We start from the raw sequence: 15,343 nt of genomic DNA on the forward strand, positions 1-15,343 counted from the left end.
TTCTGGAAATCTGTTTAGTTCACTTTATTTTCTCTGGTTCTTCAGAATTTAATTATTATCTAATTTATAACTAAATCCTTTTGTAAATCTAAAGGAAATCTGTGAGAAATTATTTTCAACGCAAAGTTTTAAGATTTTTTCTGTTTGATTCTATAAGGAAGCTAAGAAGGAATCAGCAAGCTGATTGAATGAAGCTTTGAGGATACTTTATCTTAATTTATTATGATATCACAAAAAAACAGCTGCCGATGGCAGCTGTTTTTTTTATTTTAAAATCTTAAGAGTTCCTTTCGGGTGTGTGAATGTACCGTCTGGTCCTGCAATATTAGAATACACAATATTTTTATTGTAATCCTGAATATGGGTTACATTGAAGCCTAAGTGAGGTTCATGCCAATAGACCATAAAAACATTCTTCGCTACTTCCACAGCAGTATATTCTACGGTATCAGTACTATTTTTTGAACTCCCTGCAGTTCCGGTAAATGTCATTATTTTATTGTCTTTAAAGTCCAAAAGGAATTTTACAGCTCCAAAATCAACTTCTACCTTTTGACCAATTGCTGGATATGGTGATTTTAAATCCCAAGCCATTTCTCCAAGGAAAACCTTTACCCCCATTTCTAACTCATCTTTTCCGGGAAGGGTTGGATATTTCTTTACCATAAAATCTACGATTGCAGATGTAGTTTTGTTTTCATTAACGGCTTTCTTATAATTTTCAAGATAACCTTTTACAAAGTCAAGAGATGCCGGAGATAAAGATTGTTTTGCAAAATGTGATGGAACTACCTGTTCAGGTTTTAAAGATTTCATCGCATCCATTTGTCCAATCCATTGGTCAATGGCTTTTACATTCTGAGTATCTGCCATCCAAAGATGTGAATCTACAGAGACTGAAATTCCTCCTGCAATGGTTTTAATAGATGGAATCCAAAGAAAACTGTGAGCAGAATCTTCAGGGTTCTGTCTGATCTCAATTTTATTTCCTTCAAGATCAGGAACAGCAGTTACTGCTTCCGGAACAATGATTTCTGAAGGAGCATCTGCTTTCAATTGTGGCTTCCAAACTGCCAGTTTATCATCCTTAGAAGCGGAAATAAGATAGGCTGTTTGTGCTGTAGAAATAATTCTTATGTTCGGAAAAGTCTTTTTAATAACATCTAATCCAAAATAGAAATCCGGATCGCTGTGTGAGATAAAAACTGTTTTCAGATTTTTCCCGGTTGCTTTAATTTCTTTTACCAACTGTTCTGCATATTGCTTTTGAAACTGGGCATCAATAAGTATAGCATCTTTATCACCATAAATAATGGTAGACGTAATGGGGAAAATAGCTTTGGTTCCGGGATTATAGACTTTCACCTTCAGATTTCCTGCAAATATGCTTATGAAACCTAATATAGCCATTAATGATAATAATTTTCTTTTTAACATTTCTGTTCTTTTTAAATTAATAAGCTGCTGTAAAACGTTCACGAACGTGGTTGTTCTGCTCCAGTTCATCTACTAAAACTACAGCTACATCTTCTACTGAAAGTTGGCTTCTTCCATTTTCATCAAATACGGGAGTTTCCAGAGATGTTCTGTACTTTCCGGTTCTTGTTCCTACATTCGCCTGATTCATTTCTATTGCTGGGCTGAAGAAAGTCCAATCTAAATTATTATTTTCTTTGATTTTGTTCAGATAATCTCTTGCAGCAGTTGCTCCCGGCTTATAAGCATCCGGAAAGTCCGGTGTGTCTACAATTTGGATATTGTCCGGTGTATAAAGGCTTCCCGCTCCTCCTACTACGATCAGTCTTTTTACGCCTGATTCTTCTACAGCTTTTTGAATATTTTCAGAACCATTCAAAAAGTCGTTGTAAAGATTTGGGTTTGTCCATCCTGCATTAAAAGCACTGATTACGGCATCACTTCCTTTTAAAGCCTCTGCTAATTCTTCTACATTGTTTACATCAACGCTTTTTGCTGTTACATTTTCCTGTGTTTTCACTTTCGATGCGTCTCTTACTAAAGCTTCTACTGCATATCCTCTGTCTGCCAATTCTGTTACGATGTGTGCTCCTACAAATCCGGTTGCACCAATTACTGCTACTTTTTTCATAATGTTTTATTTTTTTTAATTAAATTGTAATAAATTTTGTTACATTTAAGGGTAAAAAATTTTTATTCGAACTGATCTGCGAATTCCTGCAAAGATTTATCTCCTAAAAACTGGCTTACCAACTGATCTGTCTCTTCAAATAATGTATTTAAATGACCATTAATTTCTTTTCCAACACTGCATGATGGATTAGGATTCTGATTTTTCTTCCCTAATACTTCTGTATTTTTTACCGATCTGTAAATCTCAGAAATGGTAATATTTTCCGCATCTTTTGCCAGGTGACTCCCTCCTTCTTTCCCTTGTCTGCTGATAATTAAACCTGCTTCTCTCAAGACACTGATCTCTTTACGTACAATGACAGGATTTACATTGATACTACCCGCAACCCAGTCAGAAGTGAGCCACTCCTGAGGACTTTTAGCCAATAAGGTCATGATATGTATTGCCGTAGCAAATCTTGTGTTATTCATTGTAATTACTCTGCAAAGATACAAAAATTTTAATTGTAACAAAATTTATTACAGTTAATTTTTCTTAAAGGATTAATTTATCCAGATCCAGCAGTAAATAATTAATATTCTGATTGATTGTTCGTGTAGCAGATTGCATCTGATTAAGCATAGCCGCACGATTATGAAGGTCGTCTGCCCTGTAATATCCACCATCCTTGAAAATAACGGACTGATTCGCAGCTGCTGTGTCATCATCAAACTGATAATGAAGCCATCTTTCTTTCATATTTCCGATAATAGAACGTTCTTCCCTATTGGAGAATTTCTTTTCGGTATACATATACCAGATAAAGGGTGGAAAGTTCGGAGACTCCAGTTTTTCTTTCCAGATATCTCTAAGAAGGTTTCTCTGGTGAATAAATTCTACTTTTTTTCCTTTCGGATTAAGGGTTGCCAAACCAAAACCTGCTCCCAAAACCCCACCACCGATATCAATGGCATTGCTCCATCCCTGATCTCCAACAATTCCTCCGGCGATGGAAGCTGCAGCTCCTGTGATAATAGAATATAGAATGAGTTTATTATTTCTGGAAGAGTTAAGATTATCCACATAATTTCCGATCTGGGCTACTCTTTCGCCTTCGCAATCAAATTCTGCAGCTACAGCATCAAGCTCTGTAAGGGCAATGGTAATTTTACTGTTGATTTTAGTTTTTAGTTGCAAAACTTTAACCTGAGAAGCCAGAGATGAATCTTTTTTAAGGTCCATAATCTCATGAACCTCATCCAGGTTATCCAATGCATTTAAAATTAAAATACTCTGGTCAGAAAACATTTCCTTCAGCTCCTTATTGGCTGCTAAGATAGAATCCGAATTGTGGGAAGGGACTTTATTGCTATAGTTATACTTAAAGGGTGCTTTACAATAGCTATCCTTCAAAGTAAGTATATTCTGCTGAATAAGCTGATTCTTCTTGGAAACACAAGAAGTCAACAAACCGAAAACGATAAAGAGGTAAAAAATCTTTTTCATTCAAACCAATTTTTGTGTTATAGCTGAATCATTTTCAGAAATCATCAATCAGTTTCAATATAATTCATCAATACGAATATAGTACAAATAAAAAAAATTACCTGAAATCAGGTAATTTTTTAATCTATTTTTAAGCCGGATTATTTAATACCCAGTAATTCTACTTCGAAAACAAGGGTACTGTTTGGTCCAATCTCTTTGCTGATCTCCTGATCTCCATATGCTAAATGCGGTGGAATAATCAGTCTCCACTTACTTCCAACAGTCATTAACTGAAGAGCTTCTGTCCATCCTGAAATCACTCTGTTTAATGGGAAAGATGCCGGAGTTCCTCTTTTTACAGAACTATCGAAAACCTTACCGGAAATAGTGGTTCCGTGATAGTGGCATTTTACAGTAGATTTAGGACCTGGTTTTGCACCATCACCTTCTGTAATAATTTCATATTGTAAGCCGCTTGGTAATTGAACAACGCTTTCTCTCTTACCATACTCTTCCATATACTCTTTACCGTCGTTAAGATTCTTTTCAGCTAATTCTTTTTTACGCTTAAATAACAAATCTGCTACTCCCATATTATAATTTTTTACAAAGATAAGGCTTTTTTAACTTCTTGTATACTTATCAATTTGGTCCAAAAATGTTTTTACAACCATACGCAAAAATATATTAATCATTAATTATCAATAACTTACATAATAAAACCATGTAGTCGTATATTTTCAAGGAATTCACTAGTTCTGGAGCTCATATTTTGCATACTCAAAATTCAAATAATTGTAATATTTTCTTAACACAGATTCCGAAACTTGGCGTTATAATTGGATTTAAAAACTAAATGCCAAATCCGATATTATATAACAAGAAGTTTGACGAGCTTAATGAAGAGGAAAAGAAACTTCTGGAAATCAATAAAAAAACGATTACCGATTTTGTTGAGCAATCCTCTTCCATAAGCGACGTTAATTATGCTACCAGAAATGCCCATGCCAAGACTTATGCGGTCTCAAAAGGAATTTTCTTGGTAGATCCTAATATTCCTGAATTTCTGAAGCCTTTTTTTGATAAAGAGAAATTTGATTTGTTCATAAGGCTTTCCAATGCTCAATTTAAAATTACCAATTCAAAAAGGGATATTCCTGCTTATGGTTTTGCTGTACAGATCAGGGATGAAAATAATAATCTGCTTTCCAATTATCCACTAGTGAATTTTCCATTGTTTCCGGTTAATTCTGTCTCCATATTTCTGAAACTGTTTACAGCCATCAATATTTTTTATATCAAAAAATGGAATGGTTTATTTTCACTGATTACTCAAATCATAAAAGTTATTCCATCTGTTTGTACACGATCTTTTATCAGAAATGCATTGAAACTATTTCGTAAAAGAAATGATTTTATTCTTTCTTTTGATTATCATTCGGTGGGTGCTTATCGTCTGGGAGATTATATGATGAAGATAAAACTGATCCCCAAGTCTGTTAATAAGAATATGGATAAGAAACAAAACATGAAAAAAGCTTTAAGGAATTATCTTCAAAGGAATTATTTTGCCGCTGATGTTTTGATCCAGCTTTGCTATGATCTGAAAGACCAGCCTATCAACAAACTCAATGTAGAATGGAAAAATTCGCCCTTCATTAAAATCGGTGAAGTGAAAATAGAAAAAGGGGCTTTATTAGATCCGCGTGATTGCAGTAATGAGCTGCTTTCATTTAATCCTTTTGAGAGTAAGGTTATTTTTCAGCCTGTTGGGAAAATTCAGAGATTGCGAGATAGTGCTTATAAAGTATCTGTACAGACAAGAAGAAAAATCAATACCCTTTTGCATGGTAAGAAAAGTGAACTGTAGACACAAAATTTTGTTGATAAAAGATGCAACAAGTTTACAAATAATTTTATTTATGCGTAAGATCTATGTGCCTATGTGGTTTGATGCTTTTACCACATAGGCATATAGAATATTATAATGAGAAAGATCTAAATTCTCGCAGATTCTGCTGATTACGCAGATCTAAAAGGCTTTTTAATCACTACGAATGCGCTAATAAAATTATTCGTGCATCCGTGGCAAGAAAAACTTTGGTTTTGATCAACAGTTTTTATTCTTTATTTAAACTTCCGATCCTCTTCACTGATAGCTAGATCATTGATGCTTGCATATCTTTTGACCATTAATCCGTTCTCATCAAACTCCCAGTTCTCGTTGCCATAGGCTCTGAACCAATTTCCTTCTTTGATCTGATATTCATACTCAAAACGAACGGCAATACGGTTTTCAGTGTGTGCCCAATACTCTTTCTTAAGTTTGTAATTGAGTTCTTTTTCCCATTTCTTCTGAAGAAACAAAACAATTTCTTCTCTTCCATTGACAAATGTATCTCTGTTTCTCCATTCGCTGTCTAAGGTATAAGCTTTAGAAACTTTTTCGGGATCCTGACTGTTCCAGGCATCTTCTGCCATTTGAATTTTTTGCTTTGCCGTTTCAAGGGTAAACGGAGGAAGCGGGTGTTTCTGTTCCATTGATTAAGGGATTAAATGATTAACTATTTTTTTTGATTTCACTATCAGTTCATTCGATTTAAAAAGCTGGCTTTCTATAATGCTGCTTTCAAAAAGCATATAGATATGATCGGAAAGAGTATCATCTTTCAGTAATTCAAGGAAATAATTTCTAAGATCAGCTTTATGAGTTTGAATTACGTTGAGAATTTTAACATTATCCATCGGAATTTCTGATAAAATATTCAGGAAACTACAGCCTCTGAAGTTCTCTTTATCATTCATATACATCAGAAAATCAAAAGCATCAATAATCTTTGAACGGAGATCTTCGGACTGGGCAGTAAAAGAATGAAGCTCATTGAACCAATACTCATGTCTTACATTAAGAAACTCCACGCATAAGTCTTCTTTGGATTTGAAATGAAGATAAAAGCTTGCTTTGGCCACTCCTGCATCAGAAATAATCTGGTTGATTCCTGTAGAATTATATCCCTGTTTTGCAAACAGATCAAAAGTTGTTTTTATAATTCTTTCTCTTGGCGACTTCATATTTATTTTATTTTGTAAGACAAAGATAGAAGAAAAAAACAAAATAGACAAACCTGTCTGTCTATTTTGTTTTTTGAAGGGAAGCTGGAAGAATGAAGCTGGAGGTCCTATTCGTTTTATAGATAAATATTTATATTCTTATGATGATAATCTCGTTACAATGCAGCTGATTCTTTATTTCGCCTACAAGTACTTCCATCTTCCAGCATCCAACTTCCTTTCTCTTCCTTCACAAAAAAGCCCCCAAGATTAATTCTTGGGGGCCATTTATATATCGTAATGTATGCTACTACTCTTCCAACTTATCTTTTTCCTCTTCTTCTTTTTCAGGGAAGATAACGGATAAAAGAACAGAGATCACCAATACTCCACCTACAATTCCTAATGAAACTGGGGAAGGAATATGAATCCATGGTGCAATAAGCATTTTAACTCCGATGAATGAAAGGATAATCGCCAATCCATAAGGAAGTTTGCTGAACATGTGAATAAAGTTTGCCAATAGGAAATATAATGATCTAAGACCTAAAATCGCAAAGATATTTGATGTATACAGGATAAACGGGTCGTTTGAAATCGCAAAGATCGCCGGAATGGAATCTACTGCGAAAAGAACGTCTGTAAACTCAATAACTCCCACTACTACTAATAGCGGTGTAGCCATTTTGATCCCGTTCTGAATGGTAAAGAACTTGTCTCCATCGTAGTTATCAGAAACTTTCCAGAAACTTTTGATCAGTCTTGCTCCTGCTGTATTGCTGTAATCTTCATCGTCATCATCGCCACCGTCACCCCATGATTTGATTCCTGCGTATACAAGAAACAGTCCGAACAGGGCCATCACGATGTTGATCTGTACTGCTTTTCCGAAAACAGTCATTTCAGGAAGATAGGTAAGGTTAATAAGTCCTACTCCAGCAAAGATAAATATCGCTCTGAAGATTAACGCTCCGATAATCCCCCAGAAAAGAACTTTATGGTGAAGGTATTTCGGAACTTTAAAGAACCCGAAAACAAGGATAAATACAAATAAGTTATCCACAGAAAGGGCTTTTTCAATCCAGTAGGCAGCCTGATACTGTGTAAATTTCTCTACTGCTATAGCATGACTTTCCGGCGTTCCGTCTGTATTGAAAACCCAATACACGACTCCTGAAAAGATCATAGACAGTGAGATCCATACAATAGACCAGATCGTAGCTTCTTTGGAAGAAACTTCGTGACTTTTTTTGTTGAATACTCCTAAATCCAGGAGTAGCATGATAACAACTGTTATCGCGAATCCCCAGACCAATCCAGGGTGCAGTTCTAAAATACTTTGATGTTCCACTTGAGTTATGTTATTATATGATAAAAGCAATAGATGTACAAAGTACAAATATTGCTATTTTATTTACATTTTGATGTATAAACGATTATAAATAATTCATCTGTACCGTTTGGATCGTCTGCTCCAGCTTTCTGTCTGCTGTAGGATCTCCAATTGCGTTGAATTTCCATTCACCATTTCTTCTGTAGAAAACGCCTAATACCATCGCTACATGTCCTCTGAAAGAAGCATCATTAGCTACATCATATTTAGCAAAAACCTCTTTTACATTGGTTGGAGTTCCTTCATAAATACGGATAGAAGCAAAAGGAATGGTTCCGAAATCCTGACCTTTGTAACTGTTTAGTACCATTGCCACGTGATCTACATTAGGCTCAAGGTTACTGAAATCTACAGTGATCACTTCGTTGTCTAATCCATCGTCACCGTTTACGTCACCGGTAAGGTCGTCTCCACTGTGTCTTACAGAACCGTTTTTAGATTTAAGGTTCCCGAAATAAACTACTTCAGTAACATTTTTGTTTGAATCATATAAAATACAGCTTCCGTCTAAGTCTACTGCTTCTTTTTTAGTTCCGAAAAGTCCTTTTTTTTCAATTGCTCCCCAGTTGATTCCTACACAAGCTTGGGAAAGCTCAGCTCCGTTTTCTTTTTTAAGGTTAATTCTCTGACCTTTTTGTAAGTTGATAGCCATCTTTGTATGTTTAGTTATTATTTACATTTTTGCCGAAAAGCAAATGTGCTTATCCGCTTGTTTCAAATTTCGTTTTATTGATTATTCAGGTTCAAATTAAGCATTGCCCTCAGAATATTTGTTTCTTCATCAAAAGCAAATATTTTGCTCATAATGTCTATATTTTCCAGGTTTCTGATATAATCCTTTAAGACCACTTCTACCTCTGGGGGTAAGTTGCGTTTTCTTTCATTCATTGTATTTTCCAGCTCTTCGTTTTTATTTTTAAGCTGGTCTATAATAGTACTCTGATTGGATTGATTTTCAGAAGTATCAAGCTTATCCAGTTCCTTGTCGAAAAGATAAAGCTTTTTATCATCTACACTGAAAATAAAATAATCATCGGTCTGAAAGATCTTGAAAAGTTCATATTCATGGGGTCCAATAGCATAGCCGCAAACAAAACGGACTTTAAATCCTTGTATGTTCAACCTTCCCAACAGTTTCCTTTCAATAGAATAATCTTTGTACTGATATGCCGGAAAAGATTCAGCCTTCAGCAGAGATTCATCTGCTTCCAACCTGTAGAATTCCTTTGCATACTTTTTATGAAAATACAATACATTATCCCAATTGGCAGTGAAAATATCTTCTGTAAGGTCTTTATACAGAGCTTTCAGATGTTGTGAAAATATACCGCTGTACATTTTCCTGTCAGTCTGAAAACTGTCTGCCTGTCTTTCTTCAAAACCTGAAATATATTTTTTGTTGATGTCAATTTCATTAAGGACCGCCAGCATATCATTTTCCTTCTGTCTTTTGATTTTCGTCAAAAGTTCTATGAGACTGTCGGTATACTGCAGGTGGAAAAGTTCCAATTTATTGTAATCAAGAGCCGTATTTTCCTGGAACAAATTGTGGATAATATCTGTTTTAATGTAAATGGATATTATATCAATATGTTCAAAAAAATTAGCCAGAAGCTTAAGTCTTGTTAACCTTCTTTTACTCTGTGACAATATGGTTGCTGCATCTTCCCCCACCTTAGTATCCTATAAATTAACCTCTGACATTCGCTTTCAATTCGTGCTCTAATGTCTGAAGATCCTGATCCAGTTTTCTTCTGTTATCAGCTCCCTGTTTCTGGATCTGTTTTACTTCATTCAATGTGTTGATCAACATTGTAGTTGTTTCTCTCAATGTTTCTACAGATACAATCGTCTGTTCATTGGCTCTCGCTACATTAACAGAGTTCTGCCCAAGACGTTCTGCATTTTTTCTCAAGATCTCTTCTGTAGTAGCAGATACTTTCTGCTGGATCTCAATACTCTGCTGCTGTCTGTACATGGCAACAGCAAGCGAAAGCTGGTTTTTCCATAACGGAAGCGTAGTGGTAAGAATAGTCTGTGCTTTTTCTGCAATAGAAACGTTGTTATTCTGAACCAATCTGATCTGTGGAAGAGACTGCATCATAATGACACGCACCACCTTAAGATCAGCCATTCTTCGGTCTAACCTTGCAATGAAGTCTCTCTTATCTGCAATCTGATAATCCTGGAAATTCTGAGGGGCTGTCTCCATCTGAGCCAACTCCACTGCCGCTCTTTCCATTCTGATATTTCCTGCAATCACAAGCTCTTCAATTTGTTTGATAGAGTTTACATTGCTTTCAAAAATCGTCTGAAGAACTGCATTATCCTTTGTAGAAGTAATGATTCCTGCATTTACTTTATATGAGATCTGCTCAATATTGTTAATGATCTTATCATATTTTGTAAACAGGTTTTCTACCTGAGTAATTACCTTCTTCATGAATGGTAACTTGCTCAGGAAGCTTTTTACTTTGTTTGTGTTAAGCTCTTCTACGTCTACGTAGTTTAGCTCTACTAAAAGGTCATTGATTAATCCTCCAACTTCTCCTGAGTTTGATCTTCTTACATTTCCTAAGAAGCTGTCACTCTGATTAGTTAAGGTTTTCTGAAGTTCGGCTCCAAAATTTACGATAGATCCTGGATTAGCTTCATCAATAGAGTTCGCAAGAACTTCATATTTCTGACGTTCTTCTGACTGCAACTGAGTTAGATTTACGTTCCCCTCTCTATCTACAAGTACCGCTGGTGCTGCATTCTGAATAGGTTGAGCTGGGGTTGGGGGAACCATTGGTGTCGGCTCAAATGTTCTAAGAGGTTCAATTGATCCAAGTGGATCTATAGGTTGATTTTCTTGATTATCCATGATTATTTCTGATAAATTGATACAAATTTCTCAAGGCCGTCTCTCTGTCCTGCTCCTACAGCCTCAAATTTCCATTCTCCGTTTCTGTTGTAGATTCTTCCGAATTCTACTGCCGTTTCGATTGAAAAATCTTCATCCAATTCATATTTTAAGATTTCTTCATTCGTATCTGTATTGAAAATTCTGATGAAAGAATTTCTTACCTGTCCAAAGTTTTGTCTTCTTGAATCTGCATCGTGGATGGTTACAACCACTGTAATTTCCTTTACAGCATCATCAATTTTTGTAAGATCGATTTTGATCTGCTCATCATCACCTGATCCTTCTCCTGTAAGGTTATCTCCTGTATGGATTACTGATTTATCCGGAGACTCTGTATTGTTATAAAAAATAAAGTGATTATCTGAAACTAATTTCTTGTCATCTCCTAATAAAAATAAAGAAGCGTCAAGGTCAAATCCTGTTCCAGTAGAAGTATTATTGACATCCCATCCTAAACCTACAGTGAATTTAGGTGCGTTGATATTTTCTCTTTGTCCTTTTTGTAAGTTAATAGCCATAATATAATTCCGTTTGTGTTAAAGTATTGATGTTATTTTTATATTCTTTTATTAAATGATAATTGTTACTAATGGCAAGCTCCACCAGGAGATCCATCTGTTCCTTTTCTACTTTAGACGTAAGATAATCAAAATTACTTGAATCTAAGCCTAAAATATATTTTACAATCCTCGTGTTGAACTCAAAACTGTCCTTATTCATTACTTCTGCAATATGCTTTACGTTTTTCACTGCATAATAATTGAAAAAGTTTTCAATCTTAGGATCCAGATCAAAGTTCTGTAGTTCTGCATAGTACAGGAAGATAAAGTCTGCTTCCACATCATATTCATGCAGGATTCTGTTCACCGTATACTCATGACTTCCTGTGATTTTTATATCGTCTATAAAAATACAAAGTTTTCCTCTTAAAAAGTCTTTATCAATATAATAAGTATCATTGGCAATCAGATTTTTACGATCCTCAAAGTTAAGATTCCCATAATCTGTGATATAGGTATGATTTCTATTGATTTTTGATAAAATACTTGATTTTTTTTCTTGCTGGAACAGATAATAATCCAGATATTTTTTAAAATAGAAACATAAAAAATTGGAAGCCGTAGGAATCGCCATATAAGGACTTGGAAGCACTACAATTTCTTTATCTGTATTTAAAAGCTCAGCGTTTTCGGAAATAAATCCGTCGAATAATTCTTTTGCAAATTTTTCAGCATACGACTTATCGCCATACTTGAAATAGCTGTATTCTGCAGGTGAGAAAGTGAACTCATCCGCTGAATGAATGTGGTGTAAGCTGTATCTTTTGTTCATGTTTATGGTTAGTTTTTAAGTAAATGTGCGCTGAACCCGAAGTCTGTAGCTCCTTTATAATCAGCCACAGGATTATCACCAATATGTAAAATCTGGTGCAGGGGAAGATTCTGATCTTTAAGATTATTCTTCACTTCCTGAAAAATAAGCGGGTTCGGTTTTGAACAGTTGATTTCATCAGAATAAATATGAAAATCTATATACTGATCCAGGTTTTCATGGATCAGGAACTTTCTCATTGTTTTTCCTTTAATAAATCCTGTGTTGCTCAGAATATTGATGGTCTTTCCCTGATTTTTAATTTCATCAAAAAAATCATGAATATTTTCAAAAATGACAATAGGTTTATACTCTAAAAACAATTCTTCACTTTTTACATAAAACTCATTCAGTTTTTCTTTGGTCAAAAGCTTTACATCAGCATTCAAAGCACTCAAAATCATCAGATAGATCTCAAAAGTATCTATATTTCCTCCTGTAACCTCGTTAATGGTATTGCAAAGATCATCATAATATTTTACGGTTCTTGCAACCACTTCTATGGGTGCGTCCACATTAAAAAACGAGGAGAACAGCTCAACTCTTTTTGTTTTAAATTCAGGATGAGATTTGATTAAAGTGAGCCACAGGTCAAAGGAAAAATGACAGTGGTTATGAATGTCGATATCTGTTTTCAATATGTTTTAAGTTAAAAGTTTTATTTAGCTTCTTGAAAAAGATTTAAAATTTATTAATCATCAAAAAGTGTTTAATTTTCTATTCTTCCCAAAGATAAAATTTTTATCATTACTGCATTACTTTACACCTCTGTTTTAAGATATTTTATGATTTTAAGGAAGAAACAGTAAAAAATAAGGACTGTAGATCTTTCCTACAGTCCTTGTTTGGTTATGGGTGTTTAATTATTTCTTATTATGAATAGGCAGTTCGCTGCGCTTTTCAATTTTTCGTAAACAATTCTAGATTGGCACCTCTTTATTTTTCCGGCATCACCTTATACGTTGGATCATCCTGAATATTGATTTCCACGACAGCTTCAGCATTTTTTAACATTTTACGGCAGTCTTCACTGAGATGACGAAGAAATAATGTTTTCCCCAACTGTTTGTATCGTTTTGACAATTTATCTACAGCATCTATTGCACTCATATCTACAATTCGGCTTTCTTTAAAGTCTACCACCACTTCATCAGGGTCATTTATCGGATCAAATTTATCTGCAAAAGCTGTTGCTGAACCGAAAAACAAAGGGCCCAATATTTCATAGTGCTTAACACCATTCTCATCTGTATGTTTTCTTGCCCGAATTCTTTTCGCATTGTCCCACGCAAAAACCAAAGCGGAAATAATTACTCCTACCAAAACGGCAAGGGCTAGATTATGCAGTATTACGGTAATTAAAGCCACAGTAATACCCACAAAAATATCTGACTTCGGCATTTTATTCACAATTCTGATGGAAACCCACTGAAAAGTACTGATAGCCACCATCATCATTACACCCACCAAAGCTGCCATTGGGATTTTCTCAATAATAGGTGCTCCAAACAGGATAATCAATAGGATCATAACGGAAGCAATAATTCCTGATAATCTGGCTCTGGATCCTGCATTAAGATTCACCAAGGTTTGAGCGACCATTGCGCAGCCGCCCATTCCTCCAAAAAATCCATTGGTAATATTGGCTAGTCCCTGCGCTACAGACTCTTTATTGGCATTTCCTTTAGAATTGGTAATTTCATCCACCATAGATAAAGTCAACAATGATTCAATAAGGCCTACCCCTGCCATAATTAATGCATACGGAAAAATAATCTGTAAAGTTTCCAGAGAAAATGGAATCTTCGGAATATGAAAAGTTGGAAGATTTCCGCTGATATGGGCAATATCTGCTACGGTTTTCGTCGGAATATTGAATCCAAGAACTACTACAAATACTACAACAATGGCTACCAGCGATGCAGGAACAGTTTTCGTAAGCTTTGGGAAGAAATAAACTACAGCAATCGTAAGGGCCGTTAACCCACCCATAATATATAAAGGCATTCCCTGAAGCCAGCTTATCACTCCATTAGCATCTGTAATTTTAAACTGCTCCACCTGAGCCATAAAAATAATGATTGCTAACCCGTTCAGAAACCCGTACATCACCGGCTGTGGAATAAGCCTAACAAATTTCCCCAATTTAAAGACTCCAACAAGCATCTGTAGAATTCCGGCAAGAGCTACGGTAGCAAAAAGATATTCTATTCCGTGAGATTTTATGAGGGCAATCAAAACCACAATAGTAGCTCCGGCTCCTCCAGAAACCATTCCTGGACGGCCACCCAACACAGCTGTTACAATACCCATAAGGCAAGCTGCATACAATCCTGTGAGTGGTGAAAGGCCAGCCAGAATTGCAAATGAAAGCGATTCGGGAATCATGGTCATGGCTACGGTAAATCCTGCCAATAACTCATTTTTGTAATTTATTTTCTTCGAAAAATCGAATAAACTGATAGTATTTTTCATTGAATTGCAAAGGTATAGAGTTGCAGAGTGGTATACAATTTTTTCTTTTTCAACTTTTTACTCCATATTCGTGTTTTAGGTTATTTCACACATCTGTTTATATAATATGTTAATTTTAATTAAAATTTGCCCATAAAGAAACTTTTTTAGATATCCTCCTGTCTTTGCTTTTAATTTTTGTTTAAATTTGAAAGCAATTAAGCAGATTATTTGGTACTAAACAAGATATTCTAAACATAAAAAACTGGTTGTCAACACACATACAACCTTTCAACACAAAAGCTTAACGTAAATAGAATTGTATGAAAAAACTTTAATAGGTTATATATTATTTACACAAATGGAAGAAAAAAGAAGATTGAAAGAGAAGATGAGCAATAAACCCATTGGAAATAATGCATATACCTAAAGGTAGATTAAACATGCCCTTTTAAGATTAAGCTGTCCTAACCAATTTCCTAAGACTTTTTATAGTCTCATCACAGGTATTCAAGATTATTGAATAGCACCCTGATTCTTCGATTTCAAAATGAAGTGAATTATATTTTGCAAAACATAATAATATATA

Annotated in this window: 16 protein-coding genes; 1 reads left to right on the top strand and 15 read right to left on the bottom strand. The window is 35.0% G+C overall.

The features are described from left to right. Positions 1–264: 264 nt before the first annotated feature. The 5 genes from BLS98_RS21210 to BLS98_RS21230 all read right to left on the bottom strand — a co-directional run bounded on the left by BLS98_RS21210 (position 265) and on the right by BLS98_RS21230 (position 4,170). Positions 265–1,437 carry an MBL fold metallo-hydrolase gene (locus BLS98_RS21210; protein ID WP_089739520.1) on the bottom strand — a complete coding sequence of 391 codons (1,173 nt, stop codon included), beginning with the start codon at positions 1,435–1,437 and terminating at the stop codon, positions 265–267. 16 nt (positions 1,438–1,453) lie between these two features. Further along, positions 1,454–2,107: an NAD(P)-dependent oxidoreductase gene (locus tag BLS98_RS21215; RefSeq protein ID WP_089739231.1), complete on the bottom strand. Its 654-nt coding sequence runs from the start codon at positions 2,105–2,107 to the stop codon at positions 1,454–1,456. Between the two features lie 62 nt (positions 2,108–2,169). Further along, positions 2,170–2,580 (bottom strand): Rrf2 family transcriptional regulator, encoded by a 411-nt coding sequence (locus tag BLS98_RS21220; protein WP_089739232.1) that lies wholly within the window; start codon positions 2,578–2,580, stop codon positions 2,170–2,172. Between the two features lie 64 nt (positions 2,581–2,644). Further along, positions 2,645–3,595: a hypothetical protein gene (locus BLS98_RS21225; RefSeq protein WP_089739234.1), complete on the bottom strand. Its 951-nt coding sequence runs from the start codon at positions 3,593–3,595 to the stop codon at positions 2,645–2,647. 140 nt (positions 3,596–3,735) lie between these two features. Then, positions 3,736–4,170, bottom strand: coding sequence for an FKBP-type peptidyl-prolyl cis-trans isomerase (locus BLS98_RS21230; RefSeq protein WP_052480489.1), 435 nt, complete (start codon positions 4,168–4,170; stop codon positions 3,736–3,738). 263 nt (positions 4,171–4,433) lie between these two features. Between BLS98_RS21230 and BLS98_RS21235 the strand changes: the two genes are divergently transcribed. Further along, complete coding sequence (locus tag BLS98_RS21235) at positions 4,434–5,447, top strand: catalase family protein (RefSeq protein ID WP_089739236.1); 1,014 nt, start codon at positions 4,434–4,436, stop codon at positions 5,445–5,447. A 257-nt stretch (positions 5,448–5,704) separates the two neighbouring features. Here BLS98_RS21235 and BLS98_RS21240 read toward each other — a convergent pair whose 3' ends face one another. The 10 genes from BLS98_RS21240 to BLS98_RS21290 form a co-directional block, all read right to left on the bottom strand. Continuing rightward, entirely contained in the window at positions 5,705–6,118 is a 414-nt protein-coding gene (locus BLS98_RS21240; protein WP_089739237.1) for a nuclear transport factor 2 family protein, read from the bottom strand. Positions 6,119–6,121: 3 nt separating this feature from the next. After that, entirely contained in the window at positions 6,122–6,649 is a 528-nt protein-coding gene (locus BLS98_RS21245) for a TetR/AcrR family transcriptional regulator (RefSeq protein ID WP_089739239.1), read from the bottom strand. Positions 6,650–6,938: 289 nt separating this feature from the next. Then, on the bottom strand, positions 6,939–7,979 hold the full coding sequence (locus BLS98_RS21255; protein WP_089739243.1) for a TerC/Alx family metal homeostasis membrane protein: 1,041 nt from the start codon (positions 7,977–7,979) through the stop codon (positions 6,939–6,941). Positions 7,980–8,064: 85 nt separating this feature from the next. Then, positions 8,065–8,673: a TerD family protein gene (locus BLS98_RS21260; protein WP_089739245.1), complete on the bottom strand. Its 609-nt coding sequence runs from the start codon at positions 8,671–8,673 to the stop codon at positions 8,065–8,067. 74 nt (positions 8,674–8,747) lie between these two features. Continuing rightward, positions 8,748–9,695, bottom strand: coding sequence for a hypothetical protein (locus BLS98_RS21265; protein ID WP_089739247.1), 948 nt, complete (start codon positions 9,693–9,695; stop codon positions 8,748–8,750). Between the two features lie 16 nt (positions 9,696–9,711). Continuing rightward, positions 9,712–10,887, bottom strand: a complete 1,176-nt coding sequence (locus BLS98_RS21270) for a toxic anion resistance protein (RefSeq protein ID WP_181575102.1) — start codon at positions 10,885–10,887, stop codon at positions 9,712–9,714. Positions 10,888–10,889: 2 nt separating this feature from the next. Beyond that, positions 10,890–11,447: a TerD family protein gene (locus tag BLS98_RS21275; RefSeq protein WP_089739249.1), complete on the bottom strand. Its 558-nt coding sequence runs from the start codon at positions 11,445–11,447 to the stop codon at positions 10,890–10,892. Continuing rightward, entirely contained in the window at positions 11,437–12,261 is an 825-nt protein-coding gene (locus BLS98_RS21280; protein ID WP_089739251.1) for a phosphoribosyltransferase family protein, read from the bottom strand. The genes BLS98_RS21275 and BLS98_RS21280 overlap by 11 nt, the downstream gene beginning before the upstream one ends. A gap of 8 nt (positions 12,262–12,269) precedes the next feature. Beyond that, positions 12,270–12,938, bottom strand: a complete 669-nt coding sequence (locus BLS98_RS21285) for an HAD family hydrolase (RefSeq protein ID WP_089739253.1) — start codon at positions 12,936–12,938, stop codon at positions 12,270–12,272. 298 nt (positions 12,939–13,236) lie between these two features. Then, positions 13,237–14,775: a SulP family inorganic anion transporter gene (locus BLS98_RS21290; protein WP_089739255.1), complete on the bottom strand. Its 1,539-nt coding sequence runs from the start codon at positions 14,773–14,775 to the stop codon at positions 13,237–13,239. Between the last annotated feature and the right edge of the window lie 568 nt (positions 14,776–15,343).

The organism is Chryseobacterium jejuense, assembly GCF_900100075.1.
Lineage (GTDB): Bacteria > Bacteroidota > Bacteroidia > Flavobacteriales > Weeksellaceae > Chryseobacterium > Chryseobacterium jejuense.